Source organism: Candidatus Methylomirabilis sp., from assembly GCF_028716865.1.
In the GTDB taxonomy this organism is placed as follows: Bacteria; Methylomirabilota; Methylomirabilia; order Methylomirabilales; family Methylomirabilaceae; genus Methylomirabilis.
Window position 1 is genome coordinate 1 of the sequence record NZ_JAQUOY010000025.1, and the last position, 25,375, is coordinate 25,375.

Consider the following 25,375-nt stretch of genomic DNA (forward strand, 5'->3'; position numbering starts at 1 on the left):
CTCAAGGCGCTGCACGCGGTCGGACTGGCCGGCCGTGAGGATCACCACCCCAGTCAACTGTCCGGCGGCCAGCAGCAGCGGGTGGCGATCGCCCGAGCGCTCGTCAACGATCCGCAGATCATCCTGGCCGATGAGCCGACCGGCAACCTCGACTCCCGAACCAGTATCGAGATCATGGCAATCTTCCAGCGATTGAACCGTGAGGGGGGAATTACCGTAATTCTCGTCACCCACGAGCCGGATGTTGCCGCCTACGCGAAGCGCGTGCTCTCGTTCAAGGATGGGCGGCTGCTGAAGGATGAGCCGGTCCAGCAGTCGAGAATAGCACGGGAGGAGTTGCAGCAGACGTCGGCTGAGAGAGGCATAGGCGGCCCATGAATCTCCTGATCAATTTTACGATTGCCCTGAGAGCACTCAAGGTCAATAGGCTCCGCTCGGTCCTCACGATGCTGGGGATTATCATCGGGGTGGCCGCCGTGATCGCGATGGTGGCTGTCGGTTCCGGGGCCACCGCCCAAATCCAGGAACAGATCCGAAGTATCGGCAGTAACGTCATCATCGTGATGTCGGGGAGCATGACGAGCGGCGGGATCCGCGTCGGGGCAGGGTCGGTCCTGACGTTGTCGGAGGATGATGCCAAGGCTATTGTCAGCGAGTGCCCCGCGGTCGCGCTTGTGGCGCCCAGCAGCCGCGGAACTTCCCAGGTTGTCTTCGGCAACAACAACTGGTCTACGGTCATCCAAGGGACAACCCCGGAGTACCTACAAATCCGAGACTTCATGGTAGAGTCCGGGCGTCCGTTTACCTGGCGGGATGTGGATGGCTCTACGAAGGTAGCGCTGATCGGCCAGACTGTGGCGCTGAACCTGTTCGGCGGCACCGACGCGATCGGACAGATCATCCGTATCAAGAAGGTGCCATTTACCGTTCTGGGAGTCCTGGCTCCCAAGGGCCAATCAGCCTGGGGGCAGGATCAGGATGACGTCGTGATGATTCCGCTCTCCACGGCCAAAAAGAAGGTGTTGGGCGTGAGCCAAGCCAATGCCCGGTCGGTGGGGGCCATCATGGTTCAGGCTCGCGGCCCAATGCTGATGAAGGAGGCCGAGGAGCAGGTCGTCGCGCTGTTGCGGCAGCGACACCGTCTTCAACCGGAACAGGACAACGACTTTACCGTGCGCAATCTCACAGAGGTCTTTGCCGCTCAGGAGCAGTCGGCTCGAGTGATGGCGATCCTGCTGGGCGCCATCGCCTCAGTCTCGCTGGTGGTAGGCGGGATCGGGATTATGAATATCATGCTGGTATCCGTGACGGAACGGACCCGAGAGATCGGATTGCGGCTGGCAGTGGGCGCAAAGGCGCGGGACATCTTGACGCAGTTCCTCGTTGAGGCGGTCACCCTGTCGCTTATTGGCGGTCTGATCGGAATCGCGCTTGGTCTGGGAGCCTCGATCCTGGTCTCGTACCTCGCACAGTGGTCGACCCTGATCAGCGGAGGCGCCGTAATCATGGCCTTTGCGTTCTCCGCATTGGTGGGGATCGGGTTCGGCTACTACCCGGCCCGCAAGGCCGCCTTCCTCGACCCCATCGAGGCACTACGATATGAATAAAAAACAGCCATCAGCTTTCAGCTTCAAGCTGACGGCTGACGGCTGAACGCTGAATATGCGCGATCTTGGCTATGAGTTGTTCGAGACGACGGCGGATGTCGGAATCACGGCATGGGGCGAGACTCTGGAGGAGCTCTTTGCCAACGTCGCGAGAGGGATGTTTACGCTCATGGTCGAGGCCGGTACGGTACGCCCCGCAGGAGTTCTTTCTGTTGAGGCCAGAGGGATGGACCTTCCCTCCTTACTGGTTGCCTGGTTGAATGAGCTCTTATACCGCTGCGAGACTGAAGAATGGGCGCCGGCAGACGTGCGAGTGGTGACGGTAGAAGGCGGGCACGCGAGTGGAGAGCTGGCGGGAGAGCCGGCAGAGGCGGGACGTCATCAGTTCAAGGGTGTGGTAAAGGCCGCCACCTATCACCTCCTCGAATGTCACAAGGATGGCGATCGCTGGCGAGCCCGGGTAGTGTTTGATGTGTAGTCTTAGCGATGCACCGCTACGCCGACCTTAGCGCACCAGCGTTCGATGGGACAACGACTACAAAAGGGAGAAATCGGCCGGCAGAGGTTCTGACCGAATGGGACCAGCAGGTCGTTGTAATAGATCCAGTGCCGCTTCGGTAGTTTCAGCCGAAGGGCCATCTCGGTCTGATCGGGCGTCTTGGCGTCGACGTAGCCCCAGCGATTCGAGATCCGATGGACGTGCGTGTCGACGCAGATTCCCAGCTTTCTATAGCCGACCGTGACGACAAGGTTGGCGGTCTTCCGGCCAACGCCGGTAAGACTGAGGAGCGTCTCGATCGTATCGTGGACCCGCCCGCCGAATCGAGTGAGCAGGTCCTGGCAGACCTCCCGGATGGTTCGGGCCTTGGTCTTGTAGAAACTAACCGGGTAGATCGCCCGGGCAATCTGCAGCTCGCTGAGCGCGAGTATCGTATCGGGCCGATCGGCCAGCTTATACAGTCGCTCCGAGGCTTCACCCGTGACGTGATCCTTGGTCTGCTGGCTCAGGATGCAAGAGATCAAAACCCGAAACGGATCGCGGGACTCCTCGGCGATCTTGCCCACGACGGCAGGTTCCCATACGCTGACAGCGTTCCGGACCCGTTGTAAGACGTTAGCGATCTGCCGGTTGGTGAGCAATGGGCTGGTCGTGTTGGAAGGGAAATTTCACGGGGTCAGAAAGTTAGAGGTGGAAGCATCCTTGATGATCCGGATAACCTCTTCAGGATTGTGAGCCATCTTGAGTAGTGCGAGGTCGTCCGGCGTGATCTTCCCTTCATTCATGACGGGATCGCGGAGCCACTCCTGTAAGCCGTGCCAGTAGTGATTGCCTGCCAGGATGACCGGGAACGGCTTGATCTTTTTAGTCTGGATCAGCGTGATCGACTCGAACAACTCGTCCAGCGTACCGTAGCCGCCCGGCAGGATGACGAACGCGATGGAGTGCTTCACAAACATGACCTTCCGGACGAAGAAGTGCTGGAAATTCACAAGGTTGGTCAGATAACGGTTAGCTTCCTGCTCGTGAGGAAGCTCGATGTTCAGGCCGACTGAAACACCGCCGGCCTCGTAGGCGCCTTTGTTCGCCGCCTCCATGGCTCCAGGGCCCCCGCCGGTGATGACGGCATACCCGTGCTGAGCCAACAGGCGGCCGATCTGCTCGGCCATCGCGTAGGCGGGATCATCGGGTCCGATATGCGTCGATCCGAAGATAGAGACGGCCGGCGGAATCGTGGCGAGCATCTCCAGCCCGTCGACGAACTCTGCCACGACGCGGAAGATCATTCGGATGTCTTGCGCGGCCAGGCGATCAAGGACAAATGGGAATTTCATGCTGGGTCAGTTTCCTCCTTCACTATGTCTTAAAAAATAATTGTAACACATCAAATCATGACCAGATAGTGGCCCCTGCGTTCAAGCTTTGGCACCGAGGAGCGAGGTATGGTATGATTACACCCGATAAATTATCGGAGTGCGAGCTTAAGGAGAGATGATGCTTGATATCCGCTATCGAATCGATCGAATGAAGGCGTTGCATGCCCTGAGGGAAAGCGGCCTCACTGAGACCCAGGCGCAGCGGTTGGACGAACTGTACCAGGCGCGAGATGAGGACGGAATGCTTACTCTCCTGGAGGCTTCGACGCTGACCCCGCAAGCCAACAAGATGATCGACGTTCTCAGGCAGGCCAAGCTGGTTGGGGAGCGGCTAACTGAGCTGGGTCGAACCATTCCGCTTCCCCATGAGAAGATTCAGGAGCTTTACCCGCAGATCCGAGATATTAAGCTTGCATACGAGCGGTTAACCACGGAGGCCGAACGATTTATGACGCGGGTCTGAGGCGCTGACATCAGACTGGATCGAGAGGGTGGAGGAGGCCATGGAGACATCAGTTATTATCTACGGGAAGGATACCTGACCCTACACCTCGGCGGCCCGTGAGGAGTACGCCAGGCGGAAAGTCCCATTCACCTACCTCAATGTCAAGCAGGACCCGAAGGCGTTGGCACAGATGTTGGAGTTATCGAAAGGCTCGCGCGATGTCCCTGTTATTGTCGAGAAGGGCAAGGTGACCATCGGGTTTGGCGGCACCTGAGCGGTCTAGAGGCGCCAACGGTCGTTGGCTTCAATAAGGAAGAGGGATGAAACCTGAAATACGGCGCAACCTCAGTTACATTGGAGGGTTAGTTATGCTTTTAGCCTCCATGTTCGCGATGAGGTATGTTGCAAAGCTATTAATCTGGTTGGGTTAAACTTTCGCCTCAGATCCAGGCACCTCTCCAAAGTAGACCAATCCAACTAAAACTCACCCATCCGATTTCCCAGAATCCCCCCCCATTTCGATGTTGAAGGCAGATTCAAGCTGACCATCCACGCCCGGATCATTCTGGCCGTTGACGGTAGGCTGACGATAGAGCCGACACGGTATGGGGGCAGGTTGAGTCAATCGCTCGGAGGGCTTTGAAAGTTCGGGTTAGTGACTACCTACGCGTGCCGGAGCACATGTCGGCTCCCACCCCGCGGGTTAGACGGCAGGCGTTTCATAGAAGTCTGCCGAATTCATCTTTCGACAGTCCGGCGTCGCGCACGACACCGCCATCGTATAGGCATTTACCGGATTGTGGTGTGGAATGGTGAGGGTCCGGACACCGTAGGTCATGACGATATACTTGCCCTGCCGGATGACGCGAAAACCTCATGAGCGTACCTCCTCTTGCTGAGTATACCTCAAACGTGTGTTCGCCCCGCGATATCTTCGTCCCACAGATCCGGACGTTCGCGAATGAATCGCTGCATCAGCGAAATACACTCAGGATCATTAAGGACAACAACATCAATACCGTGATCGCGCAAAAATTCAACATTACCTGGAAAGTTTTGCTTTTCGCCAATGACCACTCTCTTGATTCCAAACTGGAGCACTGTGCCAGAGCACATCATGCAAGGGCTAAGCGTCGTATAGAGTGTAACGCCGTCATAGCGAGGGCGCCGACCAGCCTGCCGAAGGCAGTCCATCTCTCCGTGGGCGGTTGGATCGCCGTCTTGAACGCGACGGTTATGACCAACAGCAACAATTGCGCTGTTCTCCACCATTACGGCGCCAATCGGGAGTCCACCCTCATTGTATGATTTCCGAGCCTGCTCAAAGGCCACCCGAATGAATCTTTGATGAGTCTCGTGCTCATCTGCCATGAAATCTCCCCCTCACTGACAATTTTTACTTCTTCTGCGAATAGGAACATTCTATTTGATGGCAGCATGGTGTCAAGGTATTATCACCAACAAAGTCATGGCCTGATGGCTGAATGCTGATCGCTGATGGCTCTTTTTGGGGCAGCATCCCGTGCGCGGCATGGCCGCACCACGGCGGACGAAAAACCCCCTCAATCCTCCTTTATCAAAGGGGGAGCACGGAAGATTCGGCTGGAGTTGTCGGGTTACGCTGCGCTAACCCGACCTACGGCTGAGCGCCGATTGCTGAACGTTATTTTCCAAGGAAGAGAGATGGGGAAACTCAAGGCGATTATCTTTGACGTAGATGGAACGCTGGCCGAGACGGAGAGGAACGGGCATCTGGTGGCCTGTAACGAGGCGTTCGCGCAGATGGGGTTCGATATCCGCTGGAGCTGGGAGGAGTTCAAAGAGTTGCTGAAGATCCCCGGTAATGCCCGGCGGATGCGGCTGGCGCTTTCAACCAGGACCTCGCTCTCCGAGACCGACATTAACCGGATTGTGCCGGAGCTGTTTGCGCTGAAGAAGGAGTTGTATCTAAAGCGGGTTGATGCGCTGCCGCTTCTTCCCGGTGTGGCCCGGATCATCTACGAGGCGATCGATTGCGGTATTCGACTGGCGATCGTATCGGTTACCCACGAAGATCAGATCCTCGCGCTTCTGAGAGCGCAGATTCCTGAGGCGCTCGATGCCTTCGACCCAATTTTCGGCCAACAATCCGGCGAGAAGAACTCGGCCCTCTATGCCCGGTGCGCTGTGATGCTCGGATGCGATGCGTCGGAGATCCTGGTTATTGAGGATTCCGAGAGAGGGTTCAAGGCGGCCCATGAAGCCAGCTTACCGTGCGTCGTGGTCTATAATGAGTATACGCGCGGCCAGGACTTCACCGGCGCCGAACTTGTGGTCCGGAGCCTGGAGCATCTGAACCTCGATCTGCTGGAAAAGCTGTGCCTGGGCTGACCAAGACGCGCGCAATTGCATGTGCGGGATCGATCCTTGACATCGTCAAGGGCGATATGTAACTGTCTGCATGGCACATTACTGTCTGCCAGTGGAGTAGCGATGGTCATCGGAGTTCCGAAAGAGATCAAAGAAGCTGAGAGCCGGGTAGCGATCATACCGGCCGGCGTGCAGGCCCTGCGGGCGCATGGTCACCGGGTTCTAGTCCAGCGAGGGGCGGGGGTCGGCTCGGGCTTGCCGGACGAGGCTTATGCCAGGGCAGGGGCGGAGTTGGTGGACGATCCGAGCACGATCTATGGTGGGGCTGATCTCATCTACAAGGTTAAGGAACCCATCCCTCCAGAGTGCGAGATGCTCCGGGAAGGTCAGGTGCTGTTTACCTTCCTGCATCTGGCGCCCGCGCCTGAACTCACCAAGCGGCTGCTTGCGCGGCGGGTGGTAGCGGTGGCCTATGAGACTGTGCAGACGCCGGACGGCCGAAAGCCGTTGCTCGAACCGATGAGCGAGATCGCAGGACGGATGGCCGTCCACATCGGAGCGCACTATCTGGCCACCCCGCATGGCGGGCGGGGTGTACTGATCGGCGGAGTGCCCGGGGTTCCCCCCGCCACCGTGGTGATCCTGGGTGGCGGAACCGTCGGAGCTAATGCCGCGAAGGTGGCGGCGGGTATGGGCGCCTGGGTCTATCTGTTGGACGTGGACCAGGCCCGCATGCGCTACCTTGACGAGATCCTTCCCGAGAATGTGACGACCCTCATTTCAAATTCGATGAGCATCGAGGAGTGCGTGCGGCGGGCCGACATCCTGATCGGTGCCGTCTACATTTCCGGGGCCAGGGCCCCGAAGCTGGTGACCAGAGAGATGGTCACGCTCATGAAGCCGGGATCGGTCATCGTCGATGTAGCCATCGACCAGGGCGGCTGCATCGAGACCAGTCGCTCCACCTCTCATAGCGATCCCGTCTATGTCGTGGACGGTATCTTGCACTACTGTGTCGCCAACATGCCCGGCGCCTTCGCCAGGACCTCGACCTTTGCCCTCACCAACGTCACCCTTCCCTACGCGCTCCGGCTCGCCGACAGCGGGTGGCGCCGGGCCGTCCTGGAGTGCCCGCAGCTGTCGCTGGGATTGAACATCGCGCTCGGGCACGTCACCCATCCCGCTGTGGCCGACGCGCATGGCCTGGCCTACCTGCCGCCCCTGGAAGCGGCGAAGGCTTAGCGCGGGGCGATCACCCTTCCGTCTATGACCCTCCAGACAAACCGGTCCGATGTGGGCTCCCATGTGGCGGCTGTCTATAACGCCATGCTGGCGGAGTACGACCAGATCGAGGACCAGTTTTATTTCGCCGAATGTTATCAGGTATACAGAGAAACGGTCGAACGGATCATCTGCGAGAAGCCGGACGGGATGGCGCTGGACCTTGGGTGCGGGACGGGGAAACAGACGGTCCTGCTGGCGCGGCGGGCCGGGCGGGTGGTCGGAATCGACATCTCGGATCAGATGATCGAGGCGGCGCGGCGACGGTGCAATGGCCGGCCGAACGTCAGCCTTGTGACCGGCGACATCACGAAACTGCCGTTCGAAGATGGATGCGTCCAGGCCATGGTGGCCTATGGCGATGTCATCGGCCACAACTTCACGGCGGTTGATGTGGTACTGCGAGAGATGGTGCGAGTCTGCGCCCCGCGTGGGCTCATTTCGTTCGAGATCGATTCGAAGTGGTGTCCCGATCTGCTCTACCTGCCGAAGGAGCTGTGGCAGGCCGTGACGACTCGGGGCGGGCACCTGCGGGAGTGGAAAGAGATGCAGTTTAAGACCTTCACCTGGCCGGAGCTAACACGCCTCCTGCAGGCGCACGGGCTCAGGCTGGTGGAGGTCCGGAGCATGAACATCCTGACCATGCTGTTCCCTCCGTCACTGCTCTTTCGCCGGAGGCAGGAGGCCCATCTTTTCGATGCCCTCTTCCGCCGCGTGATGGCGCTCGATCTGACGCTGGGGAAGTTCCTGCGGTGCGGCTCCACCAGAATCGTGACGGTGGAGAAGCCGTAAGCGTCGCGGAGTGCGTGGTACCGTGAAGATCTAGGGAGTGCGCGGCGCGGGGAACGACAACAATCAGTCGTCCTTGTAAGCGGTTGGCTGGTGTGATTCGTTAACCCTCTTTCAATGCATATCCAATTGTATTTTGATGGCCTCTTCAATCCTCCGCATATCTTCTTCTGAGAGAAGGCCGGCACGTTTAAAAAGTCGTACCTTGCTTACAGTCGCCAGTTGATCAGCCATGGCCTTACTTTCCTTACCCTCAAACATTACCAATGCCTCGCTGGGGTACAGACGATCTGTCTTGCTGGTGAGAGGAACAACCTGAACTCGATTGAGGAACTTATTTGAAGCATCATTACTGACGATAACCGCAGGGCGCCTCTTTTTGATTTCTCCACTAATGGAAGGATCAAAATTAATCCACCAAACCTCACTCCGTTTCATGGGCTATGGCTTTGAAAGTGGTCTCTGCCCATTCCATGGCTTCCTTCTCCCGCTTGTTGTCTTTTGCCATTTGAGCATAGGCCGATTCGAGATTGGGGCGCACTACATGCGGACGCACGAGTGCTTCAACAAATTTGCTGATCTTGCGGGGACCTACGGTCTTGTAGAGACCCTTATAAACTTTCTCATCCACAGTTATTGTTAACTTTTTTTGCATGAAAATCCTCCGTTTACTATACGTGTACTATACGTATAGTATTTGGAGATGTCAACAACAAAGACCTTTCCAATATCTAAAGAGCATATCAAGATGGTGGCGAAGACTTGTAAGAATGCTCCAGATCACTGCCTCGTATCGATCGCTCTCGACACTCAAGATCTTCATCTCTCTCCGGCTAACTTAACTATTCATTGAGCCATCCTAGTCGGCTGCAAACGCGGGCAACTTCCTGAAACTGCTAGGCTACTCGGAACCCCATTGGCCAAAATATCAAACAGTTAGCCGGACGTGCCAAGAATTTCATGCTTGCCTATGGTCTCAAAGACTTCCGGGGCGATCCGGCTTATGGCGTCGTGCGTATCTGAGGCGCGCGGACCAGCACGTCGTATCGTGGATAGTTCTCGTTTTTTGACGGCACAGCGGCGGTTAAGCCGGCCGTCTCCTTGACGGTTGCTGTGACGGACTTCGGCGGTTGTGTCGAGACAAGACCAAAGACGTAGGTACTATTCCCATGGCCACCAGAGGCCCCAACGCAGATGGGAGAGTCGAAGCCCAATACGATCGTGTTGCCCAACCCGTGTGCGTGTTCGAGGCCTATCCTCCCCGGATCACTGCTCGTGACAACATAGATCAGATCTCCAGCCTTCCCATCGCCATCGTAATCGAGGGTATCGACAATGGGACCGAACTCAAGCGTCATAGACAGCAGACACGGTATGTGTTTGGTCGCAATGCCATCGACATCAACCATGGTCTCAACGGCTTTTTCAAGATCAATCCGGTACTCATACCCGTACAGACCGCTTGCCGGCGTGCCAGGCTTGCCGGCAAAGGTGCGGGACTCGAGAAAAGCCGTTCCCCCAGCCTTCATCGGGATAGGAGTGGTAATACTGTCGGTGACGGTCACCGTACAGGATGGATCGAAGATGCAGTAGACGGCTGAAGAGCTGACCTTGACGGTCTTGAGATGGATATCGTGCTTCGCGCATCCCGCCATGAAGACCACACCCAGCACCACACCGATGAAGACGGGCACCCTTCCGGTCATTTCTTGCTCCTCATTTCTCCCATGGTTACGCCTGGACGTCACGTATTCATCAACTTCTTGACGATCGGCTCACAGGCACTCAGCGGTTTCTTCGGTGCAGATTCTACCAAGGGCACTCCCCTGTAGCAAGCTGAAGTCCGACGGCGGAGGGGCTTCGAACTCCATCCATGCATCGGTTCTCGGATGGAACAGGCCGAGTATCCAGGGGCGTAGGAGGTGGCGCCCGCTGTCATGCGGCGATTTCGACGCGATTTCTGCCTCCCTGTTTCGCGTGATACAATGCCGCGTCCGCCGCTTGAAGCAACAGATCTTCCGTCTCGCCATGCTGCGGCCACATGGCGACGCCAAGTGAGAGCGTGATCGTATCCAGTTGCGTATTGCCAAAGCGGACCGCGAGCGATTGCACGCCGACACGTAACTGCTCCGCACGATCGCATACGGCGTCCAAGGACGCGCCGGGCAGAATCAGCGTGAACTCTTCGCCGCCGTATCGACACGCAATATCGTCGCCGCGCACGTGATGCTGCAAGAATTTGCCCAGCGCAGAGAGGACTGCGTCGCCGGCGTCGTGCCCGTGGGTGTCGTTGAGCTGCTTGAAATGGTCGATGTCCAACATCATCACGCCCAGCGTCGAACCGGTACGTGTGGCGCGCAGGATTTCGCGCGGCAGCGTCTCGTCCAGATAACGGCGATTGAACAGACCGGTCAACGAATCACGGATCGATTGCTGGCGCAGTGTCTCACGCAGGCGTAGGTTGCCGAGGGAGAGACTGAGGCTGCTGGCGACGGTCTCCGCCATGGTCAGGAAGGGCTGCTCCGCGATGCTCGTGGTGTCGCGCTCGGAGCGGTAGAGGTGCAGGATACCCAGCGCCTCGCCGTATGCCAGTAGGGGGAGGCATATCCACTCTCCCCCCTCGGCGGCAGGCGTATGACGGCACAACAGCTCGCCGCGACCGGCATGCACACAATGGGACTGGCCGCGCTGCAGCGCCCAACAGTCTGCAGACGTGAAGGCGGGGCTCAGGCAAGCCGACAGATCGCCCCATGCCGACGTCTGTTCCAGGAGGTCACGCGATGGCGAACGCACATACAGCGCGCCCGTGTCGTGATGGAACAGTTGCGGCAGATAGCGTTGCGTGACCCCATGCGCCTCCTCGATGCTGACGCTGCTTTGGATCAGGTCGGTCATTTCGCGCAGCAGGTGCAGTTCCGTCGTACGACGTTCCAGTTTGCGTACCGAGGCGGTGATTTCGGCGTGTGCGTCGCGGAGCGCGACCTCCGCGCGCTTGCGGTCGGTGTTATCGATAGCAATCGAGATAAAGCCCGTTACATTACCTCGCGAATCGCTCCAGGGCGCAAGCGACAGCGCAACGTCCAGCAGCGTGCCGTCTTTTGTCAGTCGCGTGGTCTCATGGCCGGTGACGACCTCGCCGGCGGCAAGCCGCTCACACAACGTATCAAATTCATCGCGCTTGTCGGGTGGAATCCCCGGTGCGGGGCGGTTCAGCACGTCCCGCTCAGTCCAGCCGTACAACCGTTCGGCGTCGAGACTCCACATCCGCACGACGCCGTTGAAGTTGAGCACCATACCCGCGATAGGCGCGCTGTTGACCAGCCTGCGTAGGGCTCGATTGCTTCCGGCAAGCGTCTGTTCCAGAGTGACCCGCGCGTCCATCGCGGCGACCAGATTGACGCGCATCTGTTCGAATGCGGCGGCCAATTCGCCGATTTCATCGGCGTATTCCACGGAGATTGGCTCGTCCAGCTCCTGCCGTCCCAGTCTGTATGTGGCAGCGCGCAGTTGATGGAGCGGCTTCGTGATCGACCGCGATGTTATCCAGCCGATGCCTGCAGCGACAGCCAACGCCAGGAGACCGATGATGATGAACCGGCGCGTCTGTTCTGCAGCGTACCGCATGTTGTGTTTGTAGGACGCGGTGTAATCCAACAGCAGCGCGCCTACGATCTTCCCATCACTGGCCTGGATCGGAACGACTATCTGGCGGATGCCGGCTGGATAGTCTGCGCTTCTTTCAACGAACGTGCGCACCACACCATCCTGGATGGTCAGCGCCACCTCATTGCCCTCATCATGCGTATACGTCGTCCCGAGATCTTTTGTGATCACGTCTGCAACAACCCGCTTACGCGAGTCCACGATCTCAATGTCCCGCTTCTGCACGCGCGCCAGTCTGTCCACCAACTCCTGCAGGTAAGCCGGTTGGTCAAAAAACAGGCCGGGCGTACCGGCGTTTTCATCCAGTTCGGCAACGCTCATGGCCAAATAGCGCGCGCTCTGCTCCGCGTCGGCTCTTATGGTCTGCTCAACCGCCCGCGTATACGCGACTGCGTACCAGATGCTCAACAACGCGAACAACAGCGTTGGCATGACAACACTGAGCGCCAGGCGCGGTACAATCCCGATGCGGCGCCACAGTGGCAGCGCGCCGGACCGGGGATGGGCGCGCTGAATGCGGGCGGCGTCGAGTTCGCGCCGGACCGCCGCAACCAGGCGCGTCGGCTGATCTTTACGAACATAATCGCGCGCGCCTGCTCTGATGACCTCAATCGCGGCCTCGTCGGACGCGGTGCCGGACACGAGGATGAACGGAATCGCTTTCCCGGTTAATCGCAGGAGCTTCAGCGCCGCCATGCCGTCGAAGGTGGGCAGGCGGTAGTCGGAGAGAATAACATCCCAGTCGGCGCGCGCCAGCTCCGCACGCATCTGCTCCGCAGTATCGACACGCACGGACGTGACGTCAAAGCCGCCATGCGTCAGCGCGCGCACCAGCAGTTCGGCGTCGACTTGGTCGTCTTCAACGAGCAGAACGCGCAAAGCGGTCGCTTGGGTCGATTGGGGACGGTGGACGTCCTGATCGGCAGGTGAAGGTGATCGATGTTCCATCTTCATGACTCCGAACTATTGACCGATTCGGCTCGGATACGTAGTGCCCGCAATGTTACAGAAATCATTAGCACTTCACATAATATAGTACATTTTATGAAAAAGTGGTCAGCAATGCCGAAAACGGTGATACGATCGCGCATGGAAATCGATGGGACAGTATACTGATCAGTAATGGCGCAGGTATCGCAGACTATCGCTTGGCACTGAACGTATTCGGCGGATCTTACCTTTTCGGTATACGGTGAATCGGGAAAAGATCTGAGCAGACTGGTGTCGATCTAGGATTCTGCGTGAAGCCGGCTTGTGAGGTCCGGCGGTAGCGGGGCTTCGAACTCCATCCATTCATCGGTCCTCGGGTGGAACAGGCCAAGTTTCCAGGCATGCAGGAGGTGCCGCTCTGCCTTAACCCCAACCCCTACTTTTCTTTCTCTTCGTCCCCCATACAGCTTATCGCCCACCACCGGGTGGCCGATGGCCGACAGGTGGACCCGGATCTGGTGGGTTCTGCCGGTGTGCGGCCGAAGCTCTAGCAGTGTCAGGCCGCCGAGTCGCCTTACTACCCGGTAGTTGGTCACCGCTTCTCGGCCTTTGCGTGTACGCACGGCCATCCGCTTCCGATCCTGTTCGTGACGACCGATGTCGGCCACGATTTGACCCTCAGGCTGCTTCACCTCACCATGCACCAGCGCGATGTAGGTCTTCTTGACCCGACGTCCTTTGAATTGGGTAGCGAGTGAGGCCATGGCCGTGTCAGTTTTGGCCACGACCATCACCCCGGATGTCTCTTTGTCGAGACGGTGAACGATCCCTGGCCGTCGCTCCTCGCCGATCCCGGGGAGATCCGGACAGTGATACAGGATGGCGTGGACCAGTGTGCCGGCTTGGTGTCCTGGGGCGGGATGCACGACCAGCCCAGCCGGCTTATTCAGAACCAGAAGGTCATCGTCTTCGTACAGGATGTCGAGGGGAATCGGTTCGGGGGTGAGGGTGGATGGCTGTGGCGGCGGGATCGAGAGGCTGATCTGCTGGCCCGGGTGGGCCGTGGCGCTCGCCTTCGGCTGGCGGCCATCGACCAGCACACGGCCGGCTTTGATGAGGCGCTGGATCTGTGATCGTGGGAGCCCTGTCGCGGTAGAGAGGTAGCGGTCCAGACGCTGGCCGCCGGCCGAGGCATCAGCGACGAGTTCGCGGACCTCATCGCTGCTCACGAGGCCGGTCCCCGATGACGCCCCCGACGTTCATCAAGGATCATCGTGAGCATCATCAGCGACACGCCGACAGTGATGCCGGAGTCCGCGACATTGAATGCAGGCCAGTGGTACTGGTAGTAGTGGACATCGATGAAGTCGACAACCATACCGATTCTCAACCGGTCCAACAGGTTGCCGACAGCACCACCAAGGATCAGGCTCAACCCAAGCGAGGCCAGCGGATGATCGTCAACTCTGCGATGTTGATAGTACAGAATGAACCCGATAGCCAGGAGAGAGATACCGATGAAGAAAGGGTTGCGAACGCCTGCGGCTTGGGCGGCCAGGAAGCCGAATGCCGCACCGGGGTTCAGGACATAGACGATTGCAAAGAAATCGGGGATCAGAGGAATGCTATGGCCGAGAGGCATTGCCGCCTGGATCAACAGCTTTGAGACCTGATCGAGCAGGATAATGGTGAGCACAACAGCGTAGAAACGCAATCCTCTACCCTAAACCCTATACCCTGTCTCTTCCAGGACGCCGGCGCAGCGGGTGCACACATCCGGATAAGCACCGGATTGGCCCACGCTTTCACTGTAGGTCCAACAGCGGGCGCACTTGACCCCCTCTGCTCGCCCTACCCGTACCTCAACCTTTTTTCCGGTCGTCTCCGTCCCCGCCAGACTCCCTACGCTCACGGCCGAGACGATGAACAGCATTGGTAGATCGGCCTCATACTGGGTAAGGATCGGCAGTAAGGCGGGCTCGACCAGGAGGTCAACCCGCGCCTCCAGTGATGTCCCGATGAGCTTGGCTTTGCGAGCAGCTTCAAGGGCTTTCAGCACCTCATCTCGAACGAACAGCAAGACGTCCCAGCGGGCTTCAAGGGTTTCGTCCAACAGATCGGACCGGACGAGCGGGAATTCGGTAAGGTGTACGCTCTCTACCTCGGCGCCCTGCTTGGGCATCACCTGCCAGACCTCATCGGCAGTGAAGGAGAGGACCGGGGCCATGAGTCTGACGAGCGCGTCAAGGATCTGATACATCGAGGTTTGGGCCGCGCGCCGGGCGCGAGAGCGGGGGGCAGAGGTGTAGACCCGATCCTTCAGGACATCCAGGTAAAAGGCCGAAAGATCCACGGCGCAGAAGTTATGCAGGCTATGGTAGAGGAGGTGAAACTCATAGTCCTCGTAGGCCCGGCGCAAGCGCTCAGTGAGCCGCCCTAGCCGGTGCAGGATGAACCGATCGATCTCATCGAGTTCGCTGAGCGGCAGCGCATCCTGAGCAGGCTGGAAGTCGGACAGGTTGCCGAGCAGATAGCGACAGGTGTTCCGGATTCGGCGGTATCCTTCAGCCAGCCGCTTCAAGATCTCCTCAGAGATCCGAATATCATCCCGGTAGTCCTCGGCCGCCACCCAGAGACGGAGGATCTCGGCGCCGTACCGCTCAATCACCTCTTGGGGGGCTACGACGTTGCCGAGGGATTTGGACATCTTCTTGCCCTCGCCATCCACCACAAAGCCGTGAGTCAGGACCGCCCGATATGGTGCGCGTCCCCTGGTTCCAACTGCGGTGAGCAGCGCGCTATGAAACCAGCCCCGATGCTGGTCGCTCCCCTCGAGGTACATGTCGGCAGGCCACCGTTGGTCAGGCCGGGTCTCGAGGACGGCCGCGTGGCTCACACCGGAATCGAACCAGACATCCAGAATGTCGCGTTCCTTTTCGAAGTCAGTCCTCTCACAGTTGGGACACGCGGTTCCGGGCGGAAGCAGGTCCGCTGCCGTCTGCGTGTACCAGAGGTCAGCCCCCGCACGTTCGATCATGGTCGCGACGTGCTCCGCCAGTCGCTGATCCGCCAGGATGTGGCCGCAATGCGCGCAGTAGAAGGCAACGATCGGGACCCCCCAGGCCCGTTGCCGCGAGATGCACCAGTCGGAGCGGTACGCGACCATGTTGCTGATCCTGTCCTCGCCCCAGGACGGGATCCATCGGACCTGCTTGATCTCTGCCAGGGCCTTGGCGCGGAGGCCGGTCTGCCCACCGCCCTCATCAGAGAGAACCGCCGCGTCCATGGAGATGAACCATTGCTCCGTTGCCCGGAAGATCGTCGGGTTCTTACACCGCCAGCAATGGGGATAAGAGTGTTCGATTCGCGCCTCCGATAGCAGGAGACCTTGACGCTTCAACTCGGCGATGATGGTGCTGTTGGCCTCCCAGATGTTCAGGCCGCCAACAAGCGGCAGATCCGCAACGAACCGCCCGGCAGCGTCGACGGGGTTATAGATTTCGAGACCGTAGCGGAGGCCGGTTTCGTAATCCTCAACCCCGTGTCCCGGTGCCGTGTGTACGCATCCCGTCCCCTGGTCCATGGTGACATAGTCGGCCAGCACGACCTGTGAGGATCGTTCGATCCAGGGGTGCCTGGCCGTGAGTCCTTCCAGCGCACGGCCAGGCAGTTCCTTAACGATCCGGCTTTCTTTCACTCTTGTCGCTGCAAGCGTCTCCTCCAACCGTTCTTTGGCAACGATAAACAACTCACCGGACGCTTCAACGATGACGTAGGGTGCATCCGGATGTACCGCAATGGCCAGATTCGCCGGCAGCGTCCAGGGCGTCGTCGTCCAGATCACGACGAACGATGGTGTACCCTGCAACACCGGCAGACGCTCCGCGGCATCCGGATTCAGAGGGAACTTGACGTAGATGGATGCAGATGTATGATCGCCGTACTCAACCTCAGCCTCGGCCAGGGCCGTCCGGCATGAGGCGCACCAGTGAACCGGCTTCTTTCCCTTGTAGGCAGCTCCCGTTGCAAATAATCTCCCCAACTCACGGACAATCGTCGCCTCGTACTTGTAATCCATGGTGAGATAAGGGTCCGACCAGTTGCCGAGCACCCCAAGACGTCTGAACTCCTCCCGCTGAATGTCGATGAATCTGGCGGCGTACTCGCGACAGAGCCGCCGCTTCTCGACCAGCGACACCTCCGCCTTCTTGCCGCCCAGGTTTTTATCGACCTGGTGTTCGATCGGGAGCCCGTGGCAATCCCATCCCGGGACATAGGCCGTATTGTAGCCGAACATCGACTTCGACTTGACGACGATATCCTTCAAGATCTTATTGAGCGCATGGCCGATGTGAATGTGGCCATTCGCGTAGGGGGGGCCGTCGTGGAGAATCCAGACCTGCCGATCAGCACGGACCTCGCGGAGCCGGCCATAGAGATCCACATCCTCCCACCGTTTGAGGATAGACGGCTCCAGCACAGGCAAATCCGCCTTCATCGGAAAGGTGGTCGTGGGCAGGTTGAGCGTCTCTTTGTAGTTCATCCCTAAACTCCAGGGTATAGGGTTTGGGGGTTTGGGTAAAAGACGCAGAGGATGAACTGAACCCTTTACCCTAAACCCTGTACTTCATAGCAGCGGCAGCGGGACCTGTCAAGGTTTCAGTGCAGCCTCAATACAGATAGCGATGCTTGTGAATGTTGAGCAGCAGCCCGACAGCCAGCATGTTCATCAACATGGAAGAACCCCCGTAGGAGAGCAGTGGGAGCGGGATACCAACCACCGGCATGATGCCGGTCACCATCCCGATGTTAATCACCACCTGCCACGCCATCATGCTCGCGATGCCGAAGCTCGTGACCATGGTGAACAGGTCGTGGGCATCCTTAGCGAGGCGCAGGCCCTTTGAAATAAGGTAGGCGTAGACCAGCAGCAGGCCTAGAGAGCCGATGAAGCCCCATTGCTCCGCCTGAGCGGCGAAGATGAAGTCGGTATGATTCGCCGGCAGGAAGTTGAGCTGACTCTGTGTGGCCGCCATCCATCCCTTTCCGATCAATCCCCCGGAGCCGACGGCAATCTTCGATTGGGCGACCTGATAGCCCACGCCCATGGGATCCATGTCAGGATTCACAAGCACGAGGATCCGATTCTTCTGGTAGTCATGCAGGAATCTCCAGAGAACAGGAGCGATGGCGGATCCGGCTACGCCGAGCAGAACGAAGTAGCGAATCTTCAGTCCCATCACCACCAGGATGCCGGTGGTGATTAAGAGCAGCATGATGGCGGTGCCAAGATCGGGTTGTCGCAGGACGAGGGCTGCCGGCAGGAGGGTCAGGAGGATCGGCAGGATAAAGGTCCGAGGCGCGCCCAGATCGTCCTTGTGATCTTCAAAGTAGCGGGCCAGCAGGATGATGAGTGACAGCTTCATGAACTCCGAGGGTTGAAATGCGAACGATCCGATGCTGAGCCATCGCTGGGCGCCCATACCGGCTCGGCCAATCAGGGCGGTCAGCAACAGGGCGGCGAGGAGCGCGCCATAGATGGAGTAGGCTAGGCGCCAGGTCGTCCGGTAGTGGAATCGGCAGAGCAGGATCATGGCGAAGAGCCCCATCACCATCCAGCTTGCCTGTTTGAGGTACAGCGACCTCCGGAGGAGGGAGGAGTGCATCCCGCTTGTACTGTAGATGATCAGCACGCTCATGGCGGCAAGCCCGGCAGCGGAGGCGGCTAATCGCCAGTCGAAGGTAGAAAGGATGCGGCGGTCGATCAACACAGAACAGGTACTCCCATCAGTCCCCTTCGCCCGGTTCCGGCTCAGCAGTCTGAACTGACCCTGGCTCCTTGGGGAGCTTAAACCACGCTTCCAGAAGGCTCTTCGCAATCGGTGCAGCCACTTGACCGCCGAACCCGCCATGCTCCACCACGACGGCAATGGCGATCTGTGGATCGTCTACGGGTGCGAAGGCTACGAACCAGGCATGGTCCCGTTGATCGCTTCTCTGCGGACCACCATTCTGAACGACCTGGGCCGTCCCCGTCTTGCCGGCTACCCTGAGCCCGGGGATCTTAGCGCGGCCCCCTGTTCCCTCGTTCACGACCGCCTGCATCCCCTCCCGGACGATAGCTAGGTTATCGGGGTCGATGTTCACCTTTCGGACAAGTTCAGGGCCGTACTCCTCAATCAATTCGCGATCCAGCGTTTCAACCTTTCGTACGACCCAGGGCCGATAGAGGGTCCCGCCGTTCGCAATGGCGGAGACCATCATCACCGCCTGCATCGGCGTCACGGTGACCATCCCTTGTCCGATCCCGGCCATCACGGTGTTGCCGGGATACCATCCACCAGACCCTCTGGTGTGATTCTGCTTGGGGATGATCCCTTTTGCCTCGTCGCCCAGCCCAAGCTCAGAAGGGGCGCCAAGCCCTAACTCCCGGGCAACACGGGTGATCTCCTCGATCCCGGTCTTGAGGGCGGTGTTATAGAAGTAGATGTTGCAGGAGTTGGCGATTGCCTGCTGAAGATTCAGCGTTCCGTGACCGCCCTGCTTCCAGTCATGGAAAAGGTTGGAGCCGAGGCTGAAGGTGCCGTTACAGGTAAACTTTGTCTCGGGAGTGATGGCGCCCTTTTCGAGGGCGGCCAGCGCGGTCACCAGCTTGAAGATGGAACCGGGCGCGTACTGGGCCTGGAGCCCTTTATTCTGCATGGGATGATGAGGGTTCGAGGCGAGCGTTCGCCACTGCTCCGGAGTCATACGCTGAGAGAACTGGTTTGGGTCGTACGATGGCTGGCTCACCATGGCCAGAATCTCACCGGTAGACGGATGGATGGCGATGAGTGCGCCGCTGCGGCCCTGAAAAGACTCCTCCGCGATACGCTGCAGCCGATTATCGAGGGTAAGGTGCAGATTAAACCCGGACTGTGGTTCAACCCGCTGGATCAGCCGACTGACTTTTCCGAGCGCGTCCACCTCCACCTGTTCACCGCCGTCGACGCCCCGTATGAACGCGTCGTATCGCCGCTCGACTCCGGCCTGCCCCATCGTCTCACCGGGGCGGAAATCCCGGAACTCCTTAGACTTGATCTGCGCATGGCTCACCTCGGTCACGTAGCCCAGCAGGGTGGCGGCTGACCCGCCCTTGGGATAGGCGCGCACCGGTTTGACTCGGAGGCTGACTCCCGGAAGATCGATCTTTTGTTCCTCGATGGCCGTGACGGTTCGCTCATCTACACCTTTGCGCAGTAGCACGGGTTCGAACTGCGAGCCCTGCCTTTGCGAGATGCGCTGCCTCAGCTCGTCCGGTGAGGACTGGAGGATCTCGGCAAGGCGGCGCGTGGTTTCCTCGACATCAGGCATATCCTCCGGTGTCGCATAGAGGTCGAACGACGCCAGATTTTCCACCATGAGCTCTCCGTTTCGATCGAGAATGAGCCCACGGGGCGCCTCGACCGGCCGCAGCCGCAGGCGATTATTGAGGGAGAGGAGGAGCATTCGCTCGCCTTCCAGGATCTGCAACGCCCAGAGACGGAGCAGCACGATCAGGATAGCTGCGGAGATCAGAAAGGCTGCAACCCTGATCCGTTTCTGGAAGGGGGCATAGGGGTTCGAGGTGTCGCGTTCCCTGCTCATCGATTCAGATCCCCGGCGGTCCGCGGCCTCAGCATGGCGAGCAGCCCGGTTCCGAGCATCGCGGTGTAGAGTGCTCCCGGCAGCGCGGTCCACAGAAGGGCGGAGGCCAACGGGCGGGGCGCATGAAAGAAGCGGAGGAGCAGGAGGGTGATGAGCCCGGATAACAGGCCGGCCAGACAGAGCAGCGCAAATCGTCCGGCCAACTGGGTCGTCTTCACCTGCCGACTTAATCGGCTCACCAGGAAGCCGATCAGACTCAATGTGAACGCATTGAGGCCAAGGGGGGCGCCCGAAAGAGAGTCCTGGTACAGCCCGATCAGGAAGCCGGCGGCGGCTGCCGGCTCCGGCCCTACCGAGAGGCTCAGCCCGAGAAGAAGGATCAGAAACAGGTCCGGCGCAATGCCGCCGATGGTGAGAAGGGGGACGATGGCGGTCTGAAGGAGGCAGACGCTGAAGAGCGCGAGCAGGAACGTAATCATGGCGGGGGTTCCTCACCTGCCCATGACTGGTTGCTCGAAGGCGGCCGTTTCAGGACCATCACGTCTTCCAGACGCGAGAAGTCGGCATGAGGCTGCGCCTCGATCAATTGAAACAGGGTCCCGTTCGTCGGCCGGCTCGATCGTACGACCTTACCCACCGGGATGCCTTTTGGAAAGATGCCGCCCATGCCCGAGGTAATGATCCGGTCGCCGACGGCTACGTCGGCCATCAGAGGGAGATACTTGATCTGGAGCGCCCCCCCTTGGCTTCCCGCCGCGACCCCGATGACGCGGCTTCGCTGGATGAGGGCGCCCACGGCACTTTCCGGATCGGTAATGAGCTGTACCCGAGCCGTGAACGGCGTCACATCCACCACTCTCCCCACCAGCCCTTCGGTGGTCACGACCACCATATGGCGCTGGATCCCCCGATCCGCCCCCCTATCGATCAGGATCGTTCTGAACCAGTTTGTGGCGTCCTTTCCGATCACCTTGGCGACGACCGTCTCCGTGCCCACTCGGTTGCTCATCTGGAGGAGTCGACTCAAGCGCGCGTGTTCCAAGGCCGTCTCGTGCAACTCGCCCACCTCGGTTTGGAGTTGTCGAATCTCCTCCTTCAAGAGCTGATTGTCGCGACGGACCCGGCGGAGATCGACGTACTCATTCCAGAGTGTAGCGGTCAGGTCGAAGCTCTTCGTGGCAAGTCGAAGAAATGGGGAGATGGAGGTGAGGAGGATCTGCTTCGTGAAAAGGGCGACAGAGTTGCCGCTGCGCGCCTGTAACGTCATCAGCACGAAAGCCAGGAGCAGGGCAGCCGGAAGGACGAGCGCCCGTCGATATCGAAGCAACAGCCGAGTCATGCCTATCTGTGCTGCCTATGGAACTGCGGGGAGAAGCGGAGTGTGCGCAACCACGATCACACGATCGGCAGGCCTCCGGGCAGACCGCATTTATGCCTCGAGGCACACCCTCTTAAGAAGATCCAACTCGTCCAGCGCCCTTCCTGTTCCGAGCACGACACACGAGAGCGGGTCTTCAGCCACCCGTACCTTGAGGTGGGTCTCATGGGAGATCAGCAGATCAAGGCCGTGCAGCAGGGCCCCGCCGCCGGCCATCACGATCCCCTTGTCTGCGATGTCGGCGGCCAGCTCCGGCGGTGTCCGTTCCAAGGCTGTTCGGACCGCGTCCACAATGGCATAGATCGGATCGTGGAGGGCCTCTCGGATGTCACTGTCGCTGATGGTAATCGTCTTCGGGATGCCGGCAATCAGGTCGCGCCCTTTGATCTCAATCTTGCGCGGTTCGTCGAACGGAAACGCCGAGCCGATCTGGATCTTCACGCTCTCTGCGGTCCGTTCTCCCACAAGCAGGTTATACTTCCGCTTCAGGTACTGGACAATCGCCTCATCCATCTCGTCTCCGGCAATCCTGACCGACTGGGCGTACACGATCCCGGCCAGAGAGATGACGGCCACCTCGGTCGTTCCTCCCCCGATGTCGATGATCATGCTGCCCACGGGGTCTTGAATCGGGAGTCCGGCCCCGATTGCCGCGGCCATAGGCTCTTCCATCAGGTACACCTCGCGCGCTCCGGCCTGCTCCGCAGCATCGCGGATGGCGCGCCTCTCGACCTGGGTGATGCCGGAGGGGACGCCGATTACGATTCGGGGACGGACGAGGGTCTTCCGGTTATGGATCTTGACGATAAAATGCTTGATCATCGACTCGGTAATATCGAAGTCGGCGATGACACCGTCCTTCAACGGGCGAATTGCGACAATGCTGCCGGGGGTTCGGCCGAGCATTTCTTTGGCATCGCGTCCTACCTGCAGGACCATATTGGTCCCCTTCTTGATCGCCACCACCGACGGCTCGCTGAGGACAATCCCCTTCCCCTTCACGTAGATAACCGTGTTGGCGGTGCCAAGGTCGATGGCCAGATCATTAGAGAACATGCCAAAAAACCAATCGAAAATCATTGATAGCTCCTCATGCTGACTTGCAATGCCCCAGCGAGGGAGAAGGGTACTTTATTGAGAATTTTTTAAGTGTAGAATAGAAGCATGGGGAATACAAGAAGTTTCTGGGTCGCAAACCAGCTCGAAAAATAAATAGGGTTGCGCCGCTTGTCACAATGCGATAGCATAAAAAATATTTAGTTACATGAACGTGTTGGTGTCGGAAACTCCGGTGGAGGGGACTGTGCTGAAGCGAATGCGAAGTTATACCAAGGCGCTAAGCGTGACTTTGTGGCTGGTGATCTTTGCCTTTATTGGAACCACCTTCCTTGTCTGGGGATTCCGTTCCGCATCGGGCCCTGGTGGGCTGGACCCCATCGCTGCCGTCGAGGGTGAGAAAATCCCATACGCGGAGTATCAGCAGGCCTACCAGCGTAAGTATCGGCAGTACCAAGAGTCGTTGGGAGACAAGTTTGATGAAAAGATCCTCGAACGATTGAACCTGAAAGCGCAGGTTGTAGAAGGGCTGATCGGACGTCGCCTGTTACTTCACGAGGCAAGACGATTGGGTATTGTGATCAGCCCGGATGAACTGGCAGCAGAGATCACGGCCATCCCCGCCTTCAGCGATGCAACGGGTTTCAAGCAGGACCGATATATCCGAGCCCTTCAATCGGTGCGCCTGACCCCTGAGAAGTTCGAGGAAGGCCTGCGCGAGGACCTGTTGATTCGTAAGGTCGAAGAGTGGGTGAAGGGAGCGGTGCATCTCCTCCCGGATGAGGCGCGGGAAGCGTTTCGCTTTAACCGAGCTTCCGTGAAAGTCGAGTATATGTTGTTCTCTGATCCGAAGGTACAACAGGCCACTATTCAGAAAGTTGCCGGACTGGCTAAGGACAAGAAACCCTGGGAGGAGATCGTCAAGGCGTCCGGGCTCAAGCCGCTTATCAGCGATTTCTTCTCATGGAATCGCGACCTCCCGCAGGTGCCGGACCAGGAGAGGTTTAAAGAGGCCTCGTTGGCAATGGAGCGGGGGGCAATCAGCCAGGTCATCCAGGGTCCGAAGGCGAGCTATCTCCTCCGAGTCATCGATCGAAAAGATCCGGGTCCCGCAGACTTCGAACGCGAGCAAGCTCAATTCAGCAATGGGCTTTTGGGAAGGAAGCGGGAGCAGGTATTTGCGGACTGGGTACACCAGGTGCGGGGACGGGCCAAGGTGAAGATCGAGACGGCCAACCTCTGAGTGCCGCATGGCAGCAGCGAGGATTCCGACAGCATCCTGAGGCGTCTGTAGTAACATCACCCCCTTCGACGCAGTAGCAGCAGATAGCCTTTCTCTTCTTAGCGGTAACCCTCTTCCTCCCCGCATGCAGTGACGCCTCGGCCCCCAACACGATTGCTTCTCTCAGTTGCTAAAGTTGACGGGGTCTGGCGAATCACTAACTTCAGTGACGTTGACACCTGATCTCCGATCCTGACAGGTATACCTTACAGCGACTACGGCTTAGCAAGTAATTCACGCCTTCGATCCGAAAGAGGATACCCGCCTCCTTTATTGAACATCAACCCCTTGAAAGGGTGTGACAAATGTGTTCCCGAATGCGTCATAGATTACCATCAGCCACTTGAATCGTCCGGGCGCAAGCGATCCAGCGTCTATCTGGATAAAGAAATCCGTTCGGTCGGATGGGGCCATAACGCCACCTACGAAGAAACCGCCCGCTACCAGCCGTCCCTTTGAATCAAAAAGATAGAGTTGCAAGTTTACCGCAGTTCCTGTAAGGCCGGATTCAAGCAAAACAGCATTAAATTCGATTGCCTCTGCTGCCGAGAAGCTCAGGCGTGACGCCTCTAGTGCCTCTCCAAGGCTTCCGGTCGTCGGAGGGGCTGTAAATGCTGCGGTGACCTCCCGCAAGAAGGTTGGAATGGACTGGGCAGACTGACTGCGGATCGATTTGCCCCCATCACCAGCGACCGCCGATCTCGCCCCGGCGACAGAAGGCGACTCCGCGAAGACGGAAGTGATCGCAATCGACCAAACAAAGAGCGCCCACACTATAACGACACCCAGCATCAACCGTTGCCTCATCGAACTCCCTCCTACCCAAAAGGAAACTACGTCTACCCAGGTAATCGTTACTGATTACTTCTTATGGTCTTACTTAAAGCTACGGCGGGTCAGCCCTGGGGGTTACGCGCATCCCTCGTTCCACCACTTTTCCATCGTAAGATCTGCTCAGCAAATCCGACAGTGGGATGATCCGGAGGTTTACCTGGCCCAGTTGATTCCGTTAAATGTATGGTGTGCTGCTCAGTGTAGCAGGACCAGCGGGAGACGCCGCATAATCTCAAGTAGCCCGAAAGCACTTGCCTTCT

Annotated in this window: 26 protein-coding genes; 9 read left to right on the forward strand and 17 right to left on the reverse strand. The window is 58.7% G+C overall.

The features are described from left to right. The 3 genes from PHV01_RS10195 to PHV01_RS10205 form a co-directional block, all read left to right on the forward strand. Positions 1-378 (forward strand): ATP-binding cassette domain-containing protein (locus PHV01_RS10195; protein WP_337291050.1); only part of this gene is annotated, 378 nt, incomplete at its 5' end. Then, complete coding sequence (locus PHV01_RS10200; RefSeq protein WP_337291051.1) at positions 375-1,607, forward strand: ABC transporter permease; 1,233 nt, start codon at positions 375-377, stop codon at positions 1,605-1,607. The genes PHV01_RS10195 and PHV01_RS10200, both read left to right, overlap by 4 nt. Before the next feature lie 55 nt (positions 1,608-1,662). Next, on the forward strand, positions 1,663-2,085 hold the full coding sequence (locus PHV01_RS10205; RefSeq protein WP_337291052.1) for an archease: 423 nt from the start codon (positions 1,663-1,665) through the stop codon (positions 2,083-2,085). 2 nt (positions 2,086-2,087) lie between these two features. On the opposite strand, the gene nth is transcribed toward PHV01_RS10205, so the two are convergent. Both nth and PHV01_RS10215 read right to left on the reverse strand, forming a co-directional pair. Further along, positions 2,088-2,672 carry an endonuclease III gene (gene nth, locus PHV01_RS10210; RefSeq protein ID WP_337291053.1) on the reverse strand — a complete coding sequence of 195 codons (585 nt, stop codon included), beginning with the start codon at positions 2,670-2,672 and terminating at the stop codon, positions 2,088-2,090. Positions 2,673-2,774: 102 nt separating this feature from the next. Then, positions 2,775-3,440, reverse strand: a complete 666-nt coding sequence (locus PHV01_RS10215; protein ID WP_337291054.1) for a TIGR00730 family Rossman fold protein — start codon at positions 3,438-3,440, stop codon at positions 2,775-2,777. A gap of 157 nt (positions 3,441-3,597) precedes the next feature. Between PHV01_RS10215 and PHV01_RS10220 the strand changes: the two genes are divergently transcribed. Further along, on the forward strand, positions 3,598-3,945 hold the full coding sequence (locus tag PHV01_RS10220) for a hypothetical protein (RefSeq protein ID WP_337291055.1): 348 nt from the start codon (positions 3,598-3,600) through the stop codon (positions 3,943-3,945). Positions 3,946-3,985: 40 nt separating this feature from the next. Next, positions 3,986-4,201: a UXX-star (seleno)protein family 1 gene (locus PHV01_RS10225; RefSeq protein ID WP_337291056.1), complete on the forward strand. Its 216-nt coding sequence runs from the start codon at positions 3,986-3,988 to the stop codon at positions 4,199-4,201. Positions 4,202-4,630: 429 nt separating this feature from the next. Here PHV01_RS10225 and PHV01_RS10230 read toward each other — a convergent pair whose 3' ends face one another. Next, positions 4,631-4,765, reverse strand: a complete 135-nt coding sequence (locus PHV01_RS10230; RefSeq protein ID WP_337291057.1) for a hypothetical protein — start codon at positions 4,763-4,765, stop codon at positions 4,631-4,633. Positions 4,766-4,833: 68 nt separating this feature from the next. Further along, positions 4,834-5,298, reverse strand: a complete 465-nt coding sequence (locus tag PHV01_RS10235; protein WP_337291058.1) for a nucleoside deaminase — start codon at positions 5,296-5,298, stop codon at positions 4,834-4,836. Between the two features lie 312 nt (positions 5,299-5,610). Between PHV01_RS10235 and PHV01_RS10240 the strand changes: the two genes are divergently transcribed. The 3 genes from PHV01_RS10240 to PHV01_RS10250 all read left to right on the forward strand — a co-directional run bounded on the left by PHV01_RS10240 (position 5,611) and on the right by PHV01_RS10250 (position 8,349). Further along, a complete protein-coding gene (locus PHV01_RS10240) occupies positions 5,611-6,297 on the forward strand; it encodes an HAD hydrolase-like protein (RefSeq protein ID WP_337291059.1) in 687 nt (228 codons plus the stop codon). Between the two features lie 102 nt (positions 6,298-6,399). Further along, entirely contained in the window at positions 6,400-7,518 is a 1,119-nt protein-coding gene (ald, locus tag PHV01_RS10245) for an alanine dehydrogenase (protein ID WP_337291060.1), read from the forward strand. Between the two features lie 24 nt (positions 7,519-7,542). Beyond that, positions 7,543-8,349 (forward strand): methyltransferase domain-containing protein, encoded by an 807-nt coding sequence (locus PHV01_RS10250; RefSeq protein WP_337291061.1) that lies wholly within the window; start codon positions 7,543-7,545, stop codon positions 8,347-8,349. Positions 8,350-8,460: 111 nt separating this feature from the next. Here the strand turns inward: PHV01_RS10250 and PHV01_RS10255 are convergent, their stop codons facing one another. From PHV01_RS10255 to PHV01_RS10310, 12 genes are all read right to left on the reverse strand, one after another. Then, positions 8,461-8,784, reverse strand: coding sequence for a type II toxin-antitoxin system PemK/MazF family toxin (locus tag PHV01_RS10255; RefSeq protein WP_337291062.1), 324 nt, complete (start codon positions 8,782-8,784; stop codon positions 8,461-8,463). After that, positions 8,771-9,001, reverse strand: coding sequence for an addiction module antitoxin (locus PHV01_RS10260; RefSeq protein WP_337291063.1), 231 nt, complete (start codon positions 8,999-9,001; stop codon positions 8,771-8,773). Before PHV01_RS10260 ends, PHV01_RS10255 begins: the two co-directional genes overlap by 14 nt. A gap of 346 nt (positions 9,002-9,347) precedes the next feature. Next, a complete protein-coding gene (locus tag PHV01_RS10265; RefSeq protein WP_337291064.1) occupies positions 9,348-10,052 on the reverse strand; it encodes a hypothetical protein in 705 nt (234 codons plus the stop codon). A 229-nt stretch (positions 10,053-10,281) separates the two neighbouring features. After that, positions 10,282-12,957 (reverse strand): diguanylate cyclase, encoded by a 2,676-nt coding sequence (locus PHV01_RS10270; RefSeq protein ID WP_337291065.1) that lies wholly within the window; start codon positions 12,955-12,957, stop codon positions 10,282-10,284. Between the two features lie 281 nt (positions 12,958-13,238). After that, positions 13,239-14,168 (reverse strand): RluA family pseudouridine synthase, encoded by a 930-nt coding sequence (locus tag PHV01_RS10275; RefSeq protein WP_337291066.1) that lies wholly within the window; start codon positions 14,166-14,168, stop codon positions 13,239-13,241. Further along, entirely contained in the window at positions 14,165-14,653 is a 489-nt protein-coding gene (lspA, locus tag PHV01_RS10280; protein WP_337291067.1) for a signal peptidase II, read from the reverse strand. The genes PHV01_RS10275 and lspA overlap by 4 nt, the downstream gene beginning before the upstream one ends. 9 nt (positions 14,654-14,662) lie before the next feature. Next, positions 14,663-17,482, reverse strand: a complete 2,820-nt coding sequence (gene ileS, locus PHV01_RS10285; RefSeq protein WP_337291068.1) for an isoleucine--tRNA ligase — start codon at positions 17,480-17,482, stop codon at positions 14,663-14,665. A gap of 127 nt (positions 17,483-17,609) precedes the next feature. Further along, entirely contained in the window at positions 17,610-18,710 is a 1,101-nt protein-coding gene (gene rodA / locus PHV01_RS10290) for a rod shape-determining protein RodA (RefSeq protein WP_337291069.1), read from the reverse strand. Positions 18,711-18,726: 16 nt separating this feature from the next. Then, on the reverse strand, positions 18,727-20,565 hold the full coding sequence (gene mrdA, locus PHV01_RS10295; RefSeq protein ID WP_337291070.1) for a penicillin-binding protein 2: 1,839 nt from the start codon (positions 20,563-20,565) through the stop codon (positions 18,727-18,729). Next, positions 20,562-21,044 carry a rod shape-determining protein MreD gene (gene mreD / locus PHV01_RS10300; protein WP_337291071.1) on the reverse strand — a complete coding sequence of 161 codons (483 nt, stop codon included), beginning with the start codon at positions 21,042-21,044 and terminating at the stop codon, positions 20,562-20,564. The genes mrdA and mreD overlap by 4 nt, the downstream gene beginning before the upstream one ends. After that, positions 21,041-21,904, reverse strand: a complete 864-nt coding sequence (gene mreC, locus PHV01_RS10305) for a rod shape-determining protein MreC (RefSeq protein WP_337291072.1) — start codon at positions 21,902-21,904, stop codon at positions 21,041-21,043. The genes mreD and mreC overlap by 4 nt, the downstream gene beginning before the upstream one ends. 90 nt (positions 21,905-21,994) lie before the next feature. After that, positions 21,995-23,023 carry a rod shape-determining protein gene (locus PHV01_RS10310; RefSeq protein ID WP_337291073.1) on the reverse strand — a complete coding sequence of 343 codons (1,029 nt, stop codon included), beginning with the start codon at positions 23,021-23,023 and terminating at the stop codon, positions 21,995-21,997. A 235-nt stretch (positions 23,024-23,258) separates the two neighbouring features. Here PHV01_RS10310 and PHV01_RS10315 point away from each other — a divergent pair, with 235 nt between their 5' ends. Beyond that, positions 23,259-24,242: a SurA N-terminal domain-containing protein gene (locus PHV01_RS10315; protein ID WP_337291090.1), complete on the forward strand. Its 984-nt coding sequence runs from the start codon at positions 23,259-23,261 to the stop codon at positions 24,240-24,242. Positions 24,243-24,551: 309 nt separating this feature from the next. Here the strand turns inward: PHV01_RS10315 and PHV01_RS10320 are convergent, their stop codons facing one another. Then, positions 24,552-25,088, reverse strand: a complete 537-nt coding sequence (locus PHV01_RS10320; RefSeq protein ID WP_337291074.1) for a hypothetical protein — start codon at positions 25,086-25,088, stop codon at positions 24,552-24,554. Between the last annotated feature and the right edge of the window lie 287 nt (positions 25,089-25,375).

Excerpts from the sequence above, each read along its gene's own strand:
- PHV01_RS10200 (WP_337291051.1), top strand. The coding sequence starts at position 375 with ATGAATCTCCTGATCAATTTTACGATTGCCCTGAGAGCACTCAAGGTC.
- PHV01_RS10205 (WP_337291052.1), top strand. The coding sequence starts at position 1,663 with ATGCGCGATCTTGGCTATGAGTTGTTCGAGACGACGGCGGATGTCGGA.
- PHV01_RS10215 (WP_337291054.1), bottom strand. The coding sequence starts at position 3,440 with ATGAAATTCCCATTTGTCCTTGATCGCCTGGCCGCGCAAGACATCCGA.
- PHV01_RS10220 (WP_337291055.1), top strand. The coding sequence starts at position 3,598 with ATGATGCTTGATATCCGCTATCGAATCGATCGAATGAAGGCGTTGCAT.
- PHV01_RS10230 (WP_337291057.1), bottom strand. The coding sequence starts at position 4,765 with ATGACCTACGGTGTCCGGACCCTCACCATTCCACACCACAATCCGGTA.
- PHV01_RS10235 (WP_337291058.1), bottom strand. The coding sequence starts at position 5,298 with ATGGCAGATGAGCACGAGACTCATCAAAGATTCATTCGGGTGGCCTTT.
- PHV01_RS10240 (WP_337291059.1), top strand. The coding sequence starts at position 5,611 with ATGGGGAAACTCAAGGCGATTATCTTTGACGTAGATGGAACGCTGGCC.
- ald (WP_337291060.1), top strand. The coding sequence starts at position 6,400 with ATGGTCATCGGAGTTCCGAAAGAGATCAAAGAAGCTGAGAGCCGGGTA.
- PHV01_RS10250 (WP_337291061.1), top strand. The coding sequence starts at position 7,543 with ATGACCCTCCAGACAAACCGGTCCGATGTGGGCTCCCATGTGGCGGCT.
- PHV01_RS10255 (WP_337291062.1), bottom strand. The coding sequence starts at position 8,784 with ATGAAACGGAGTGAGGTTTGGTGGATTAATTTTGATCCTTCCATTAGT.
- PHV01_RS10260 (WP_337291063.1), bottom strand. The coding sequence starts at position 9,001 with ATGCAAAAAAAGTTAACAATAACTGTGGATGAGAAAGTTTATAAGGGT.
- PHV01_RS10265 (WP_337291064.1), bottom strand. The coding sequence starts at position 10,052 with ATGACCGGAAGGGTGCCCGTCTTCATCGGTGTGGTGCTGGGTGTGGTC.
- PHV01_RS10270 (WP_337291065.1), bottom strand. The coding sequence starts at position 12,957 with ATGGAACATCGATCACCTTCACCTGCCGATCAGGACGTCCACCGTCCC.
- ileS (WP_337291068.1), bottom strand. The coding sequence starts at position 17,482 with ATGAACTACAAAGAGACGCTCAACCTGCCCACGACCACCTTTCCGATG.
- mrdA (WP_337291070.1), bottom strand. The coding sequence starts at position 20,565 with ATGAGCAGGGAACGCGACACCTCGAACCCCTATGCCCCCTTCCAGAAA.
- mreD (WP_337291071.1), bottom strand. The coding sequence starts at position 21,044 with ATGATTACGTTCCTGCTCGCGCTCTTCAGCGTCTGCCTCCTTCAGACC.
- mreC (WP_337291072.1), bottom strand. The coding sequence starts at position 21,904 with ATGACTCGGCTGTTGCTTCGATATCGACGGGCGCTCGTCCTTCCGGCT.
- PHV01_RS10310 (WP_337291073.1), bottom strand. The coding sequence starts at position 23,023 with ATGATTTTCGATTGGTTTTTTGGCATGTTCTCTAATGATCTGGCCATC.
- PHV01_RS10315 (WP_337291090.1), top strand. The coding sequence starts at position 23,259 with ATGCGAAGTTATACCAAGGCGCTAAGCGTGACTTTGTGGCTGGTGATC.
- PHV01_RS10320 (WP_337291074.1), bottom strand. The coding sequence starts at position 25,088 with ATGAGGCAACGGTTGATGCTGGGTGTCGTTATAGTGTGGGCGCTCTTT.